Raw genomic sequence first — 16417 nt, 5'->3', positions numbered from 1 at the left:
CGGTTTCACGATTAAAGGCGCACACAGGTTGCTGGGTGCGTTTGGGACTGTACGGAGGTCGACTTGGACAAGAACATGAAAATCCTCATCGTTGATGACTTTTCAACGATGCGACGGATCATCAAGAACCTCCTGCGTGACTTGGGGTTCACCAACACTGCGGAAGCCGATGATGGCGTCACCGCACTGCCCATGCTGCAAAGCGGCAGTTTCGATTTTCTGGTGACTGACTGGAATATGCCAGGCATGACCGGTATCGATCTGCTGCGCGCGGTGCGTGCAGATGAGCGCCTGAAAACGCTGCCGGTATTGATGGTGACGGCAGAAGCCAAGCGCGATCAGATCATCGAAGCAGCTCAGGCGGGGGTTAACGGTTATGTCGTAAAGCCGTTTACTGCCCAAGTGCTGAAAGAAAAGATTGAAAAGATCTTCGAGCGAGTCAACGGCTGATGTTTGCCATGAGGGTGCTATGGAACATAAAGATTCCGTTCAGGGTGACCTTGAGTCGACTCTGAAACACAACGCTCGCCAACTGGTAGACAGCCTGGAACAAGGCAACTTTGGTGAAGCAGTCGGCTTGATTCATGAGCTAAACAAAGCGCGTGACCGGGGCCTGTATCACGAAGTTGGCAAGCTGACCCGTGAGCTGCACAACGCTATCGTCAATTTCCAACTCGACCCTCGTGTGCCTCACGCCACCGAGGTCTCGCAAATTACTGATGCCACAGAGCGCCTCAATTACGTGGTGACGATGACCGAGAAAGCGGCCAATCGGACCATGGACCTGGTCGAGCAAAGCGCGCCAATGGTGAACGATATCAGCCATGAGGCGCACAGCCTGAGCGTTGACTGGGGGCGCTTTATGCGCCGCGAGATGAGCGCCGATGGTTTTCGCGAGCTGGCCAAGCGTGTTGAGCTTTTCCTGGCCAACAGTGAGCGCGACGGAGCGAAAATTTCCGGGCACCTCAACGATATTCTGTTGGCCCAGGATTATCAGGACTTGACCGGCCAGGTGATCAAGCGTGTGACTCAACTGGTGACCGAAGTTGAGAGCAACCTTGTGAAACTGATGCTAATGGCCAGTCAGGTGGATCAGTTTGCGGGCATTGAGCACAACCACGACATGCTGCGCGCTGAACAAGAAAAACAAAAAGAGCCTTCGCATGGTGAAGGTCCGCAGATTCATGCCGATAAGCGTGAAGACGTCGCATCCAATCAGGATGATGTCGACGACCTGCTTTCCAGCCTGGGATTTTAGGAGCACGTCTTATGAGCTTCGGCGCCGATGAAGAAATCCTCCAGGACTTCCTGGTAGAGGCCGGCGAGATTCTTGAACTATTGTCCGAGCAGCTGGTAGAGCTGGAAAGTCGCCCGGATGACATGAATCTGCTCAACGCTATTTTTCGCGGGTTTCATACCGTCAAAGGTGGTGCCGGTTTCCTCCAGCTCAACGAGCTGGTGGAATGCTGCCATATTGCAGAAAACGTCTTCGACATCCTGCGTAAGGGTGAGCGGCGCGTCGACTCCGAGTTGATGGATGTGGTGCTTGAAGCACTGGATGCCGTCAACAGCATGTTTACCGAGGTGCGTGAGCGTACCGAGCTGACTCCGGCCACACCTGAGTTGCTGGCTGCTTTGGCGCGCCTGGCTGAGCCGGCGGGTGCTGTTGAGGCCGTGCCGGTTGAACAGCCCGCTGAAGCCGAGCCTGAGCCCGCTACAGGTGATATCACCGACACTGAGTTTGAGCACTTGCTTGGTGCCTTGGATCAATCGCCTGCGCCAGCGTCTAGTGCTGCAAGCAGCGATGAAATCACCGATGACGAATTTGAGTCGCTGCTTGACCAATTGCATGGCAAAGGTCAGTTCGCCGCCGCTGAAGTTGCTGCGGCACCTGTGGCCTCTGCGCCTGCGCCAGCTGCGGGCAATGAAATTACCGATGACGAATTCGAATCGCTGCTCGATCAATTGCACGGCAAAGGTCAGTTTGCACCTCCGCCTATCTCGGCACCGGCTGCACCGCCCGTCAAGACTGAGTCTGCCGCCGCGCCGAGTGGTGACATTACCGACGATGAGTTCGAAGCCTTACTTGATCAGCTGCATGGCAAGGGCAAGTTTGTTGAGCCTGAAGCAATCAAACCTGCTGCGCCTGCGCCGGCTGCCACGCCTGTGGAGCCGGCTAAAGTTGCAGCCAAGCCTGTAGCAAAACCTGCTGCCAAACCTGAGCCGGCCAAGACGCCGAGCGCTGTGCCTGCAGCAGAAAAGGCTGCGCCGCCCAGCGAAGCAGAAACCACTGTGCGGGTCGATACTGCGCGGCTGGATGAAATCATGAACATGGTTGGCGAGTTGGTGTTGGTGCGCAATCGCCTAGTGCGCTTGGGTTCAAGCAGCGCTGACGAGGCTATGTCCAAAGCCGTGTCCAACTTGGATGTGGTGACAGCCGATCTGCAGACGGCGGTGATGAAAACCCGTATGCAGCCGATCAAAAAGGTTTTTGGACGCTTCCCCCGGCTGGTTCGCGACCTGGCGCGTCAGCTTAAGAAAGAGATCAATCTGGAACTGGTTGGCGAAGAAACCGACCTCGACAAGAACCTGGTCGAGGCGTTGGCCGATCCGTTGGTGCACTTGGTGCGCAACGCGGTAGACCACGGTATTGAAATGCCAGAGGAGCGTGAGGCCTCGGGCAAGTCACGCGGCGGTAAGGTAATACTGTCCGCCGAGCAGGAGGGCGATCATATCCTGCTGTCCATTTCCGATGACGGCAAAGGCATGGATGCCGATCAGCTACGTGCCAAAGCCGTAGAAAAAGGCTTGCTGGACAAAGATGCGGCCGATCGTCTCAACGAGTTCGAATGCTACAACCTGATCTTCGCCCCCGGCTTCTCGACCAAAACCGAAATCTCCGATGTGTCCGGTCGCGGTGTGGGCATGGACGTGGTGAAGACCAAGATTTCCCAGCTCAACGGCACGGTCAACGTGTTCTCGGTCAAAGGGCAGGGGTCGAAGATCGTTATCAAGGTTCCGCTGACCTTGGCCATTATGCCGACGCTGATGGTGATGCTGGCGAATCAGGCATTCGCCTTCCCACTGGTCAACGTTAACGAAATCTTCCACCTCGATCTGTCGCGCACCAATGTGGTCGATGGACAGGAAGTGGTGATTGTGCGCGATAAAGCCTTGCCGCTGTTCTACCTCAAGCGCTGGCTGATTGGTAATGCTGCTCATGTCGAGCAAGGTGAAGGCCATGTGGTGATTCTGACCGTTGGCAGTCAGCGCATCGGCTTCGTGGTCGACCAATTGGTAGGCCAAGAAGAAGTGGTGATCAAGCCACTGGGCAAAATGCTGCAGGGCACGCCAGGCATGTCAGGCGCGACCATCACCGGTGACGGCCGTATTGCCTTGATTCTTGACGTGCCGAGCATGCTCAAACGTTACGCGCGGCGTATCTGATTGTTAACGGCGCAGGAGTCTGTTGCGCCGTTTAGGAGTGTTTATGGCAGTTAAGGTGTTGGTGGTTGATGACTCCGGCTTTTTTCGGCGGCGTGTATCGGAAATTCTTTCAGCCGATCCGAATATTCAGGTGATCGGAACTGCCACTAACGGCCGTGAAGCCATCGAGCAAGCGCAGGCGCTCAAGCCCGATGTGATTACCATGGATTACGAAATGCCGATGATGGATGGCATCACGGCTGTGCGTAACATCATGCAGCGCTGCCCGACGCCGGTATTGATGTTCTCTTCACTGACCCATGAGGGCGCTCGGGTTACCCTCGACGCCCTTGAAGCCGGTGCGGTGGATTTTCTGCCAAAGAACTTTGAGGATATTTCGCGTAATCCAGAGCGGGTTAAACAGCTGCTCTGCGAGAAGATCCATACCATCGCCCGCAGTAATCGCCGTAGCCTGAGCCCGCCGCCGGTGTCGGCGGCTGCCACATCGACTGCTGCGCAAGCCAAGCCTGCGGTGCGTCCTGCTACCACCACAACCAGCCCGCCGCCCCGTCCTGCGGGTGTAAGTGCTGCGCCCAAACGCAAGTCCTACAAGCTGGTTGCTATTGGTACCTCCACGGGTGGGCCGGTGGCTTTGCAGCGGGTCTTGACCCAGTTGCCAGCGAATTTCCCTGCACCCATCGTACTGATTCAGCATATGCCAGCCGCTTTTACCAAGGCCTTTGCCGAGCGTCTCGACAAGCTCTGTCAAATCAGCGTCAAGGAAGCCGAAGATGGTGACGTTCTGCGTCCTGGCTGGGCGCTGTTGGCCCCTGGCGGCAAACAAATGATGGTTGATGCGCGTGGTGTGATCAAAATCCTCCCTGGCGATGAGCGGCTGAACTACAAACCCTGCGTCGATATTACCTTCGGCTCGGTCGCCAAGTCCTATGCGGACAAAGTACTGGCCGTGGTGCTGACTGGTATGGGGGCTGATGGCCGTGAAGGTGCGCGCCTGCTCAAGCAAGGTGGTAGTCAGGTGTGGGCGCAAGACGAAGCCAGCTGCGTGATTTATGGCATGCCCATGGCGATCGTCAAAGCCAACTTAGCCGACGCCATCTACCCGCTGGATGATATCGGCAGGCACTTGGTGGAGACCTGCATTTAATGGATGTACTGAGTCTTATTGGGGTCATCCTGGCATTTGTCGCCATCCTCGGCGGCAATTACCTTGAAGGTGGCCATGCTGGCGCTTTGCTCAATGGGCCCGCTGCGTTGATCGTGATTGGCGGCACTTTGGGCGCCGCATTTTTACAGGCGCCGATGCACGTTTTCAAACGGGCTTTGGCCATTATCAGCTGGATCTTTTTTCCGCCGCGGGTTGATCTATTAGGCGGTATTAACCGCGTGGTGGGTTGGAGTATGACCGCGCGCAAAGAGGGCTTGCTGGGCCTTGAGGCCGTGGCAGATGTTGAAGCTGACCCGTATGCCCGCAAAGGCTTGCAGCTATTGGTCGATGGCGCAGAGCCAGAAGCCATTCGCAGTATTCTCGAAGTGGATCTGTACACCCAGGAAGGCCGCGATATTCAGGCTGCCAAAGTGTTTGAAAGCATGGGTGGCTACGCACCGACTATTGGCATTATCGGTGCTGTCATGGGCCTGATTCATGTGATGGGCAATCTCGCCGATCCAAGCATGCTCGGCAGCGGAATTGCCGTCGCGTTCGTCGCGACTATCTACGGCGTGGGTTTTGCCAACCTGCTGCTGCTGCCTATTGGCAACAAGCTCAAGGCCATCGCCCAGCGTCAGTCGCGTTATCGCGAGATGCTGCTCGAAGGCATCCTGTCGATTGCCGAGGGTGAGAACCCGCGCTCCATCGAATTAAAGCTGCAAGGCTTTATGGACTGATGGGGACACCGTATGGCCCGCCGGCGACATCAAGAAGAACATGAGAACCACGAGCGTTGGTTAGTTTCCTATGCGGACTTCATCACCTTGCTGTTCGCGTTTTTCGTGGTGATGTATTCGATCTCGTCGATCAATGAAGGTAAGTACAAAATTCTTTCGGACAGCCTGACGGGCGTGTTCAATCAGCCTGATCGGGCCATAAAGCCGATTCCGGTCGGCGATGAACGACCGCGCACCACTGAGCCAGATCGTTCACTGGTGGATGAGGAAAGCACGCTGTCTGCTGCGGACTCACTGGAAAGCATCGCTAACAGTGTGCGTGAAGCATTCGGTGATTTGATTCAGGCCGAACAGCTCAAGGTCAGTGGCAATGAGCTGTGGATTGAAATTGAACTTAGCTCCAGTTTGCTGTTTACCAGCGGCGATGCCATACCCAACAATGCGGCCTTCGATATCATCGAGAAAATAGCCAGAATTCTGGCGCCCTACGAAAATCCGGTTCACGTGGAAGGTTTCACCGATAACCTGCCGATCCAAACTGCGCAATTTCCGACCAACTGGGAGCTTTCTACCGCGCGAGCTGCCAGTATTGTGCGGATGCTAGCGATCGAAGGTGTCAAGCCGAGTCGGTTGGCCGCAGTGGGTTATGGTGAGTTTCAGCCCATTGCCGATAACACCACAGCAGAGGGGCGTGGCCGCAACCGCCGGGTGGTGTTAGTGATCTCACGCAATCTAGATATACGTCGCAGTGTCAGCGGTGTGGGCAGTGCCAATGCTAAACCCGATGCGGCCCTGCAACGAGCTGGCACGCAACCTGCAAAAACTCCGGCAGCGCCGGCCCCGCAAGCGGGTGCCGTCAATCCCCCGTCGCCAGCCCCATAAGGGCGGCACACATTCTCGGTCAGACTGCAGCTGTACCGGGAGGATGATTACGATGAGAGTCTGGGCAGTAGCCAATCAAAAAGGTGGAGTCGGCAAGACCACCACATCAATCGCGCTAGCAGGCCTGTTGGCCGATGCTGGTAAGCGCGTGGTGGTTGTCGACCTCGATCCCCATGGGTCGATGACCAGTTATTTCGGGCACGACCCCGACAGCCTGGAGCACAGCAGCTTTGACCTGTTTCAGCATAAGGGCAGCGTGCCGCGCGGCTTGCCCAAGCAGCTCCTGCTGCCTACCAGCGATGAGCGTATTTCCCTATTGCCTTCCAGCACTGCGCTGGCCACGCTAGAGCGTCAGTCGCCTGGGCAGAGCGGCCTGGGTTTGGTGATTGCCAAGAGCTTGGCGCAGCTCTGGCAGGATTTTGATCATGCCGTAATCGATAGTCCGCCCTTGTTGGGCGTGCTTATGGTCAATGCCTTGGCGGCCTGTCAGCAGTTGGTAATCCCGGTACAGACCGAGTTTCTCGCGGTAAAAGGTCTTGAGCGGATGGTCAATACCCTTGCGATGATCAATCGCTCGCGGCAGCAGGCATTGCCTTACACCATCGTCCCCACTCTGTTTGATCGCCGTACCCAGGCCTCCATGAGCACGCTGCGGGTGTTGCGTAACAGTTATCCTGAACATCTGTGGCCGGCCTATATTCCCGTCGATACGCGCCTGCGCGATGCTAGCCGGGCGGGGCTTACACCGTCGACGTTCGACAACAATAGTCGGGGTGTCATCGCCTATCGCGCACTGCTCAAACATTTGCTGTCGCAACAGATTGCCGCGCAGGTCGCCTGAGATGAACGGCTATGCTGAAGATATAGGCTCAAGTCTGTCGCTAGCGCGGCCGATAGTCTGTACAGATTGTTATTTCGGGTTGTGTTCATGAGTCGTCCTCTCGTCACCGCTACACGTTCGCAACTGGCTTTGCAGTCCTACCTGGACGGCTTGCTGCAGGAGGCTGCGGTCGAACTTGCTGGTAGCATCACGCTGGATGAGTTTGAGGCGGCGGTGCTTGAGGAGCAGGTGCGCGATGCCCGGGTAATGCCGCAGGTGCAAACCATTGCTGCTAAGCCTTTGGCTGAGCTCGCGCCACGCCCATTGGTGCTGCCAACTATCGAGATGCCGGCGCCGGAAATTGAGGTTCACATCGAACCACCGCAGGTGATTGAAGCGGCAGTGGCGGTCGAGGTAATGCAGCCGGTTCCCCATGTGTTGGTGGTGCCTGAGCCGGTGTTGCAGGGGCGGCCGGAGTGGGCCGAGGGCCCGTTCGAATGCCTGTTGTTTGATGTGGCCGGCCTGACACTGGCAGTGCCGCTTGTGTGTCTGGGTTCGATCTATCCACTGGAGGGCCAGGAGCTCACGCCATTATTTGGCCAGCCAGACTGGTTTCTCGGCATACTGCCCTCTCAGTCGGGCAATCTGAAGGTGCTTGATACCGCGCGCTGGGTTATGCCTGACCGCTATCGTGATGATTTTCGCGAAGGGCTGCAGTATGTGATTTCTGTTCAGGGTTATGAATGGGGGCTGGCGGTGCACCAGGTCAGCCGCTCGATTCGTCTCGACCCTAACGAGGTCAAATGGCGCAGTCAGCGCACGCAGCGTCCGTGGCTGGCGGGTACGGTGATTGAACACATGTGCGCCTTGCTGGATATCGCGTCCTTGGCTGAGCTGATTGCCAGCGGCGCAGCCAAACGTATGGCTGCCAAGCAAGCGCATTGAATAACACCGGGCTGTGCGATGAGCGCAGCTTTGCAACTATAGTAATGACAGCGGGGTATACACCCGCGATCGCCGCCGCGAGCGGTTCATGACGAGGCTAGGGACATGAAGAAAAGTTCTGCACAAGGTTCTGACGATCCGATTCTGCAGTGGGTGACGTTCCGCCTGGACAATGAAACCTATGGCATCAACGTGATGCAGGTTCAAGAAGTCCTGCGCTATACCGAAATTGCTCCTGTGCCGGGTGCTCCGAGCTATGTGCTGGGCATCATCAATCTGCGCGGCAACGTGGTGACCGTGATCGACACGCGCCAGCGGTTTGGGCTCGACTCCACCGAGGTGACCGACAATACCCGTATTGTGATCATCGAGGCCGACAAGCAGGTGGTCGGTATTCTGGTCGACAGCGTGGCTGAGGTGGTTTATCTGCGCCAGTCGGAAGTGGAAACCGCACCGAACGTGGGTAATGACGAATCGGCCAAGTTTATCCAGGGTGTGTGCAACAAGAACGGCGAACTGCTGATTCTGGTTGAGCTGGACAAGATGATGAGCGAAGAAGAGTGGTCCGATCTGGAGAGTATCTAGGTCATGTTCGACGCGCTGCTCATCGCGCTGGCCCTGGTTTGCCTGGGGCTGGTAGGCGCCTGTATCTGGCTGACCAGGCAGTTGCGCGACGCTATAAAGCTGCAAGGCGAGCGTGATGCAGTGCGTGATCGACGACTCAAGGAGCTCAGTCGACGCCTGGATGCCTATCTGACCGGTAGCGTGCAGATGGGTGAGGAGTTGCATGAGTTGAGGCGTGTGGTCGCGCCTTTGCCAGACAAACTCAGTCAGATCGAGCAGCGTGACCCCAGTAGTCTGTCGTTTACCCAGGCTGCGCGTCTGGCGGGTATGGGCGCTAGCGTGGATGACCTCACCCAGTCTTGCGGCCTTAGTAAGGCTGAGGCCGAGCTAGTCAGTAAGATGCAGCAGGCTAAGCTGCAACGGTCCTGACTCTCCTCACCGCCTACTTAATACTCAGTGTGCCGGACCTTCCAGCAAGCGTAGCGGCGGCGTGATGTCGGTGTCGCGTTCACTGCTGGCAGGCGACTTGCCCTTCAAATACCAAGCAAAAGCGATGATTTCCGCGATACAGCGATACAGCTGCTCGGGAATCGCATCGCCCAGCTCCAGGCGCGCGAGCAGGCGTACCAGCTCGGCATTTTCGTAGATCGGCACTTCGTATTCGCGGGCGATGGCGAGGATGGCTTCGGCCAGCTCATCATCGCCTTTAGCGCTGAGCACTGGCGCGCTCTGACCGTCATAGGTAAGTGCGATGGCTTGGCGTGGTGCAGGCTTCTTCATGCGGTTTCATCCACCCAGCGTTGTTCCAGGGTCGTTCGTGGCCCGCGTGGCGGTATGCCTTGGTTGCAAGCGAGTTCGCCAACCAGTACGCCAGTGGCATTGAGGCGTTGGCGCAAATTGTCCAGCTCCGCGTCAATCAGGCTGACGGTGCTGCTGCGTTCAGCCCAGAGCTGACTGGATAGGCGGCCGTGAGCCAGCTGGGCCTGGACTTGCAGTGGGCCCAGTGGCTCAAGATCGAACGCCAGTTCGACTTTCCACAGTGTTTCCTTTTTTTCCTGGTTGTCCGACTTGTTGCTGTCCTCGCGCTGTATTTTTACCTGTAAGGGCACCAACTCTTGCTGGTTGCGCATGGGCAACTCCAGTTGCCAGGTGGTCAGCAGGTTGCCATCTGGGCCGACTTGGCTCTGCGCCAGGCTGGACAGTTGATGGGTTTGCAAGCGCGAGATAGCCGCCGCCGCAAGCTTGAGTAGTGTTTCCAGGTCAGCCTCGCCCTCCATGGCCTGCAGCAGGCGCGAGGGCAGGGGGAAGTTCAGTGCCTGCTGGCGGTGATTGGCTTTGCCAAGACTGCCGAGTAAGTCGCGCGCCAGAGCTGGCATGGCTTGAGCCAGTGCTGAACTGGCATTCGCCGCAGCAAGTGGGGCACTTGCAGGCAGGTTAGGCAGTAGCTGGGTGATCAGGCGCAGCAAGTTGGCTTTCAGGTCCGTCGGCAGGGCTTGGCCTTGTCCGCCGAGCAATTTGCTTTCCAGCACAATGCCGCTGTTTTCCAGGGCCATGGCCAGGCCTTTGGGGCTGCTCAATTGAGTCGCGTCAGGCAGGGCGCCAAACAGCTTGTCGATACTCGTGCGCAAGCCTTCGCTCATTTCTGCATTGCCGCGTAACCCTTGCAGCGCAGTGAACAACCCTTCTAGCGAACCTTGCCGATTGCTTTGACTACCCAGCTGCTGGTTGAGGGCAAGTTGATCCAGGCGGCTGCTCAAGGGCATAAAGTTCAACGTCTGACTGCCTTCCACCTGGGCGCTGAGGAGGCTGCCTAAAGGCAGCGCCAGCGGGGTTTCCAGGGAGAGCTTGCTGCCTGCCAGGGGCGTGTTGAGCAGGCTGACCAGCACTTTGTAGATCACTTGCTGTGCGCGGCCTTGCAGCACTTGTTCGCGGGCGACCACCTTGCCTTGCAGCAGGGTACCCACTGGCAGTTGTTCGAGGTCCAGGCTGGTCAGCGGCTTGTCGCCACCGGCTAGCACGGCAAGCGCCAGGCGTGTTTCCGACAAAGCGGTTACGGTCAGTGTCGTACCCTGGGCCAGCGGGCGAGGGCTGTTGGCCTCAAGGGTGGTTTGGCTGCCGTTGTTGAGGGTCAGTTTGAGCAGCACCTGAAAGCTCTGCGCGACTTCTTTCAGGGCGATGACTTCGGCCTTGGCGGTTTCACCGCTGGCCAACAAGCCCTGCATGGGCTGTAGCAGTTTTACCGCCAAGTCCGCCGCTACGGCGTTTGGGCGATTACTGGGGGGCGTCGGCGCAATAGGCCGAGGGCTGCTGATTTCACTCATTGGCGGGTTACACCCTGTCGAAAATGCTCACTGCGGGAGGCAGGGCGGGGCATGTATAATCGCGCCCCGTCTGGTTTGGCTGCGCATTCCACTCGCGTCAGTATAGCGGCCAAGACTCTGCCGACTTGAACCGCTTTAGCCATCCATCTTAGGTGCCGATGCCTTGACCAGTCCTCTTCTCGAAGCCGTTGCGCTCGCCTGTGAGCGGGATTGGCGCATGCTGTTCGAGCATCTGGAGCTGCGTCTGGTTCCCGGTGAGATGTTGCAGGTGGCCGGCCCCAATGGCAGTGGCAAGACCAGCTTACTGCGGTTGATGGCCGGTTTGATGCAACCTACCTCGGGTGAAATTCTATTGAATGGCCGGCCTTTGGCGGCGCAGCGTGCCGAACTGGCGCGTAATCTGTTGTGGATCGGCCATGCCGCTGGCATCAAGGGCTTGCTCACTGCAGAAGAGAACCTCACTTGGCTTTGCGCCCTGCATCAACCGGCCGAACGCGAAGCCATTTGGCAGGCGCTAGCGGCGGTTGGGCTGCGCGGTTTTGAAGATGTGCCGTGCCATACCTTATCTGCCGGGCAGCAGCGGCGCGTGGCGCTGGCACGTTTGTATCTGCCGGGTCCATCGTTATGGGTGCTCGATGAGCCGTTCACCGCGTTAGACAAAGCTGCGGTCGTGCAGCTGGAGCACCACCTGGCCGCGCATTGTGAGCAGGGCGGCCTCGTGGTGTTGACCACGCATCATGAGTTGATGGTCAAGCCATCTGGTTATCGTGAGCTTGATTTGGGGCAACGCACAGCATGAGCAATGTTTTTACCCTGCTGTTGGCCCGTGAGGCCCGCTTGCTGTTTCGCCGGCCGGCCGAGTTGGCCAACCCGCTGGTGTTCTTTGCCATTGTGATTGCCCTGTTCCCGTTAGCGGTGGGGCCGCAGACTCAGTTGTTACAAAGCCTTTCGCCAGGTCTGGTGTGGGTGGCGGCGCTATTGGCCGTGCTGCTCTCGCTGGACGGGCTTTTCCGCAGTGATTTCGAGGATGGCTCGCTCGAGCAGTGGGTCCTTTCGCCGCACCCCCTAGCCCTTCTGGTTCTGGCCAAGGTGCTGGCACACTGGTTGTTTTCCGGCTTGGCGCTGGTGTTGCTGGCACCGCTGTTGGCGTTGATGCTGGGGTTGCCGGAGCGTTGCCTGCCGGTGCTGCTGATTTCTCTGCTGCTGGGCACACCGGTTTTGAGCTTGTTGGGCGCGGTGGGCGCAGCACTGACGGTCGGTTTGAAGCGCGGCGGTTTACTGCTCGCTTTGCTGATTTTACCGCTGTACATCCCGGTGCTGATTCTCGGCAGCGGTGCGTTACAAGCCAGCCTGCAAGGATTGCCGGCAGTTGGCCACTTGTTGTGGCTGGCCAGCCTCACCGCATTGGCGGTGACCTTGACACCTTTTGCCATCGCCGCGGGTCTGACGATCAGCGTCGCTGAGTAGACAATAAGCCTGAATGGCCAGCTGACGCCGAGCATTTGCCCGTGCGGCGATCAGCCCTAGCACTGATGAGTAACCTGATGAATTGGACGTGGTTTCACAAGCTCGGCTCGCCCAAGTGGTTTTATGAGATCAGCAGCCGTTGGCTGCCTTGGTTAGCCTTGGCGGCGACCGTGTTGTTGCTGGTGGGCCTCGCCTGGGGGTTGGCGTTTGCGCCGCCGGATTATCAGCAAGGTAATAGCTTTCGCATCATCTACATCCATGTGCCGGCTGCCTTTCTCGCCCAATCGATCTACGTGATGCTGGCTGTTGCCGGCACCGTTGGCCTGGTGTGGAAGATGAAACTGGCCGACGTCGCCCTGCAGCAGGCAGCGCCCATCGGTGCCTGGATGACCGTGATTGCCCTAGTGACCGGTGCGGTGTGGGGCAAGCCGACCTGGGGTACTTACTGGGTCTGGGACGCACGCCTGACCTCGATGTTGATTCTGCTGTTTCTGTATTTCGGAGTGATCGCCCTGGGCAATGCCATCACCAATCGTGACAGCGCCGCCAAGGCCTGCGCGGTGTTGGCGATCGTCGGGGTGGTGAATATCCCGATCATCAAATATTCGGTGGAGTGGTGGAACACCCTGCATCAACCGGCCACCTTCAGCGTGATCGAAAAACCGGCCATGCCGTTTGAAATGTGGATGCCGCTGCTGATCATGGTGCTCGGTTTCTACTGCTTTTTCGGCGCGGTGCTGCTGCTGCGCATGCGCCTGGACGTGCTCAAGCGTGAGGCGCGCAGCAGTTGGGCCAAAGCCGAGGTCAAGGCGCTGGTGGAGAAAGGCCGATGAGTTTTGCCAGCTTTAGCGAGTTTTTCGCCATGGGCACCCATGGGCCTTATGTCTGGTCCTGTTATGCCATCAGCCTGATTGTGCTGGGGCTGAATGTGGCGCTGCCAATCCTGGCGCGTCGCCGTTATTTGCAAGACGAGGCGCGTCGTTTGCGCCGGGAGGAGTTGAAGTGAACCCCGTGCGTAAGAAGCGCTTGTTTATCGTGCTGGCCATCATCGCTGGTGTCGGCGTCGCCGTGGCTCTGGCCCTGAGCGCGCTGCAACAAAACATCAATTTGTTTTACACGCCCACCCAGATCGCCAATGGCGACGCGCCGCAGGATACGCGCATCCGAGCCGGTGGCTTGGTTGAAGAGGGCTCGGTAAAGCGCTCCAGTGATTCGCTGGAAACCGACTTTGTCGTCACCGATGGTGCCAAGCGCGTGACCATCCGCTTCAGCGGCATTCTTCCCGATCTATTCCGTGAAGGGCAGGGCATTGTCGCCATGGGTAAGCTCGATGCCCAAAACGTGTTGATTGCCGATGAAGTGTTGGCTAAACACGATGAGAACTACATGCCCCCAGAAGTCATGCAGGCGCTGGAACAGAGCGGCATGCAGCAGCAACATGATGCGGCCAAAGCGACTAAACAAGCGGCCCAATCGGAGTACGCACAATGATCCCCGAACTCGGCCATTTAGCGATGATTCTGGCGCTGTGCATGGCGCTGGTGCAGGCCACCCTGCCACTGATTGGCGCCTGGCGCGGCGACCGGCAATGGATGAGCCTGGCGCAGCCGGCAGCCTGGGGGCAGTTCAGCTTTATGCTGTTCGCGTTTATCTGCTTGACCTACGCCTTTATGGTCGACGATTTCACCGTCGCCTATGTGGCCAGTAACTCCAACAGTGCACTGCCTTGGTACTTCAAATTCAGCGCCGTATGGGGTGCTCATGAAGGTTCCTTGCTGTTGTGGGGCTTGATCCTGGCCGGCTGGACCTTTGCAGTATCGATCTTCTCTCGCCAGTTGCCGGAAGAAGTGCTGGCGCGGGTGCTGGGTGTGATGGGCATCATCAGCATTGGTTTTTTGCTGTTTCTGATCGTGACCTCCAACCCGTTCGAACGCTTGTTGTTCGATACGCCTACCGATGGCCGTGACCTCAACCCATTGCTACAGGACTTTGGCCTGATTATTCACCCGCCGATGCTGTACATGGGGTATGTCGGTTTCTCCGTCGCCTTCGCTTTCGCCATTGCAGCGTTGCTGGGTGGCAAGCTGGACGCGGCCTGGGCACGCTGGTCGCGGCCATGGACCATTGTCGCCTGGGCGTTTCTCGGTATCGGTATTGCCCTGGGGTCTTGGTGGGCTTACTACGAGCTTGGCTGGGGCGGCTGGTGGTTCTGGGACCCGGTGGAAAACGCTTCGTTTATGCCTTGGCTGGTCGGCACGGCGTTGATCCACTCCTTGGCGGTCACGGAAAAACGCGGAGTATTCAAGAGCTGGACCGTGCTGCTGGCCATCGCTGCCTTCTCCCTCAGCCTACTGGGCACATTCCTGGTGCGCTCTGGCGTGCTGACCTCGGTGCATGCCTTTGCCAGCGACCCTGAGCGGGGCGTATTCATCTTGGCTTTCCTGCTGCTCGTCGTGGGGAGCTCGTTGGCCTTGTTTGCCTTGCGCGCGCCGGTGGTCAAGAGTCAGGTCGGTTTTGCCCTATGGTCGCGGGAAACCTTGTTGCTGGTGAATAACCTGATTTTGGTGGTGTCTGCGGCGATGATTCTGCTCGGCACCCTGTACCCGTTGGTGCTGGATGCCATGACCGGCGCCAAGTTGTCGGTTGGCCCGCCGTACTTCAATGCCCTGTTCGTACCGCTGATGGGCCTGCTCATGGCGATGATGGCGGTCGGTGTGGTCGTGCGTTGGAAGGACACGCCCGTGCAGTGGTTGCTGAGCATGCTGGCGCCGGTGTTGATCGGCAGCGTGGTGCTCGCCGTGATCGCGACCTTACTGGTCGGCGATTTCAACTGGGCCGTGCTCGGCGTGTGCCTGTTGGCGGCATGGGTGGTGCTCGCTGGGGTGCGCGATATTGTCGAGAAGACCCGCCACAAAGGCTTTTTCCGTGGCCTGCCAAGCCTGACCCGCAGTTATTGGGGCATGCAGACGGCACACCTGGGCATGGCGGTGTGCGCCCTTGGCGTAGTGCTGACCAGCATGGGCAGCTTCGAACGTGACATGCGCATGGCACCAGGTGAATCGGTGGATATCGGCGGTTACCAGTTTATCTTCGAAGGGGCTGAACACTTTGAGGGGCCAAACTTCACTTCGGATAAAGGCACTGTGCGCATTCTTGAAGACGGCCAGCAGATTGCTGTGCTGCACCCGGAGAAGCGTCTGTACACCGTGCAGCAGTCCGTCATGACCGAAGCCGGCATTGACGCCGGGATTACCCGCGACCTGTTTGTTGCCTTGGGTGAACCCTTGGAAAACGGCGCTTGGGCGGTGCGGGTGCACATCAAACCCTTTGTACGTTGGATCTGGTTCGGCGCGCTGTTGATGGGCTTGGGTGGCTTCCTCTCAGCTTGCGACAAGCGTTACCGGATGAAAGTGCGTACCCGCGTGCGTGATGCGTTGGGCATGACGGGAGCGCACGCATGAAGCGCCTGTTACTGCTGCTGCCGTTGGTGCTCTTTCTGGGTGTGGCGGTGTTTCTCTACCGTGGGTTGTGGCTTGACCCGTCCGAATTACCCTCGGCGCTTATCGGTAAGCCATTCCCGTCCTTCAGTCTGCCGGCGGTGCAGGATGGCAGCGTGCTGAGCGAGGCCGACCTCAAGGGCAAGCCGGCGCTGGTCAATGTGTGGGCCACCTGGTGTGTGGCGTGTCGCGTTGAGCATCCGGTGCTGAACAAGCTGGCCAAGCTGGGCGTGACCATCTACGGGGTCAACTACAAAGATGACAACGCCGACGCGCAGAAGTGGTTGCTGGAGTTCCATGACCCCTATCAGCTGAATATCAACGATGCGCGCGGCACCCTGGGTTTGGATTTAGGCGTGTATGGCGCGCCAGAGACTTTCCTGATCGATAAGGCTGGCATCATCCGCCACAAGTTTGTTGGGGTGATTGATGAGCGCGTCTGGCGTGAACAGCTGGCGCCGCTGTATCAGGAGCTGGTCGATGAGGTGCAGCCATGACAAGTCGCATGAGAGCTACTGCGCTCGGCCATGCTGCGTTGAAAGCAGGCTCGGAATGCTCATTTACAACCCGTAAACTCCGCTTCCTCGCCT

19 protein-coding genes are annotated in these 16417 nt (G+C 58.2%); 17 read left to right on the top strand and 2 right to left on the bottom strand.

Annotated features, from left to right (window positions below; all coding sequences use genetic code 11):
* Window positions 1-75: 75 nt before the first annotated feature.
* From D8779_RS19685 to D8779_RS19640, 10 genes are all read left to right on the top strand, one after another.
* Window positions 76-450 (top strand): chemotaxis response regulator CheY, encoded by a 375-nt coding sequence (locus D8779_RS19685; protein WP_178091816.1) that lies wholly within the window; start codon window positions 76-78, stop codon window positions 448-450.
* Window positions 451-469: 19 nt separating this feature from the next.
* Window positions 470-1258 (top strand): protein phosphatase CheZ, encoded by a 789-nt coding sequence (locus D8779_RS19680; protein WP_136666307.1) that lies wholly within the window; start codon window positions 470-472, stop codon window positions 1256-1258.
* An 11-nt stretch (window positions 1259-1269) separates the two neighbouring features.
* Complete coding sequence (locus tag D8779_RS19675) at window positions 1270-3447, top strand: chemotaxis protein CheA (RefSeq protein ID WP_136666306.1); 2178 nt, start codon at window positions 1270-1272, stop codon at window positions 3445-3447.
* Between the two features lie 43 nt (window positions 3448-3490).
* Window positions 3491-4591 (top strand): protein-glutamate methylesterase/protein-glutamine glutaminase, encoded by a 1101-nt coding sequence (locus D8779_RS19670; RefSeq protein WP_136666305.1) that lies wholly within the window; start codon window positions 3491-3493, stop codon window positions 4589-4591.
* Entirely contained in the window at window positions 4591-5331 is a 741-nt protein-coding gene (locus tag D8779_RS19665; protein WP_136666304.1) for a flagellar motor protein, read from the top strand. The genes D8779_RS19670 and D8779_RS19665 overlap by 1 nt, the downstream gene beginning before the upstream one ends.
* Before the next feature lie 12 nt (window positions 5332-5343).
* Window positions 5344-6213, top strand: coding sequence for a flagellar motor protein MotD (gene motD / locus D8779_RS19660; RefSeq protein ID WP_136666303.1), 870 nt, complete (start codon window positions 5344-5346; stop codon window positions 6211-6213).
* 52 nt (window positions 6214-6265) lie between these two features.
* Window positions 6266-7054 (top strand): ParA family protein, encoded by a 789-nt coding sequence (locus tag D8779_RS19655; protein WP_136666302.1) that lies wholly within the window; start codon window positions 6266-6268, stop codon window positions 7052-7054.
* 87 nt (window positions 7055-7141) lie between these two features.
* Complete coding sequence (locus tag D8779_RS19650; RefSeq protein ID WP_136666301.1) at window positions 7142-7978, top strand: CheW domain-containing protein; 837 nt, start codon at window positions 7142-7144, stop codon at window positions 7976-7978.
* A 105-nt stretch (window positions 7979-8083) separates the two neighbouring features.
* Complete coding sequence (locus tag D8779_RS19645) at window positions 8084-8563, top strand: chemotaxis protein CheW (RefSeq protein WP_090252131.1); 480 nt, start codon at window positions 8084-8086, stop codon at window positions 8561-8563.
* 3 nt (window positions 8564-8566) lie between these two features.
* Window positions 8567-8971, top strand: coding sequence for a DUF2802 domain-containing protein (locus tag D8779_RS19640; RefSeq protein ID WP_136666300.1), 405 nt, complete (start codon window positions 8567-8569; stop codon window positions 8969-8971).
* 24 nt (window positions 8972-8995) lie between these two features.
* On the opposite strand, the gene D8779_RS19635 is transcribed toward D8779_RS19640, so the two are convergent.
* Together D8779_RS19635 and fliK are read right to left on the bottom strand one after the other, a co-directional pair.
* On the bottom strand, window positions 8996-9322 hold the full coding sequence (locus D8779_RS19635) for an EscU/YscU/HrcU family type III secretion system export apparatus switch protein (RefSeq protein WP_136666299.1): 327 nt from the start codon (window positions 9320-9322) through the stop codon (window positions 8996-8998).
* Window positions 9319-10863: a flagellar hook-length control protein FliK gene (gene fliK, locus D8779_RS19630; protein ID WP_136666298.1), complete on the bottom strand. Its 1545-nt coding sequence runs from the start codon at window positions 10861-10863 to the stop codon at window positions 9319-9321. The genes D8779_RS19635 and fliK overlap by 4 nt, the downstream gene beginning before the upstream one ends.
* Before the next feature lie 163 nt (window positions 10864-11026).
* On the opposite strand from fliK, the gene ccmA reads away from it, so the two are divergent.
* The 7 genes from ccmA (at window position 11027) to D8779_RS19595 (ending at window position 16324) form a co-directional block, all read left to right on the top strand.
* Window positions 11027-11662: a cytochrome c biogenesis heme-transporting ATPase CcmA gene (gene ccmA, locus D8779_RS19625; RefSeq protein ID WP_136666297.1), complete on the top strand. Its 636-nt coding sequence runs from the start codon at window positions 11027-11029 to the stop codon at window positions 11660-11662.
* Window positions 11659-12330 carry a heme exporter protein CcmB gene (gene ccmB, locus D8779_RS19620; protein ID WP_136666296.1) on the top strand — a complete coding sequence of 224 codons (672 nt, stop codon included), beginning with the start codon at window positions 11659-11661 and terminating at the stop codon, window positions 12328-12330. Before ccmA ends, ccmB begins: the two co-directional genes overlap by 4 nt.
* Window positions 12331-12404: 74 nt before the next feature.
* Window positions 12405-13163 carry a heme ABC transporter permease gene (locus tag D8779_RS19615; RefSeq protein ID WP_205895859.1) on the top strand — a complete coding sequence of 253 codons (759 nt, stop codon included), beginning with the start codon at window positions 12405-12407 and terminating at the stop codon, window positions 13161-13163.
* A complete protein-coding gene (ccmD, locus tag D8779_RS19610) occupies window positions 13160-13336 on the top strand; it encodes a heme exporter protein CcmD (protein ID WP_136666294.1) in 177 nt (58 codons plus the stop codon). The genes D8779_RS19615 and ccmD overlap by 4 nt, the downstream gene beginning before the upstream one ends.
* Complete coding sequence (gene ccmE, locus D8779_RS19605) at window positions 13333-13821, top strand: cytochrome c maturation protein CcmE (protein WP_136666293.1); 489 nt, start codon at window positions 13333-13335, stop codon at window positions 13819-13821. The genes ccmD and ccmE overlap by 4 nt, the downstream gene beginning before the upstream one ends.
* Window positions 13818-15791, top strand: a complete 1974-nt coding sequence (locus D8779_RS19600; protein WP_136666292.1) for a heme lyase CcmF/NrfE family subunit — start codon at window positions 13818-13820, stop codon at window positions 15789-15791. Before ccmE ends, D8779_RS19600 begins: the two co-directional genes overlap by 4 nt.
* On the top strand, window positions 15788-16324 hold the full coding sequence (locus D8779_RS19595; protein WP_136666291.1) for a DsbE family thiol:disulfide interchange protein: 537 nt from the start codon (window positions 15788-15790) through the stop codon (window positions 16322-16324). Before D8779_RS19600 ends, D8779_RS19595 begins: the two co-directional genes overlap by 4 nt.
* Window positions 16325-16417: the final 93 nt, after the last annotated feature.

This window comes from Pseudomonas leptonychotis (assembly GCF_004920405.1).
Classification (GTDB): Bacteria; Pseudomonadota; Gammaproteobacteria; order Pseudomonadales; family Pseudomonadaceae; genus Aquipseudomonas; species Aquipseudomonas leptonychotis.
This window is presented reverse-complemented; position numbering and strand designations above follow the sequence as displayed.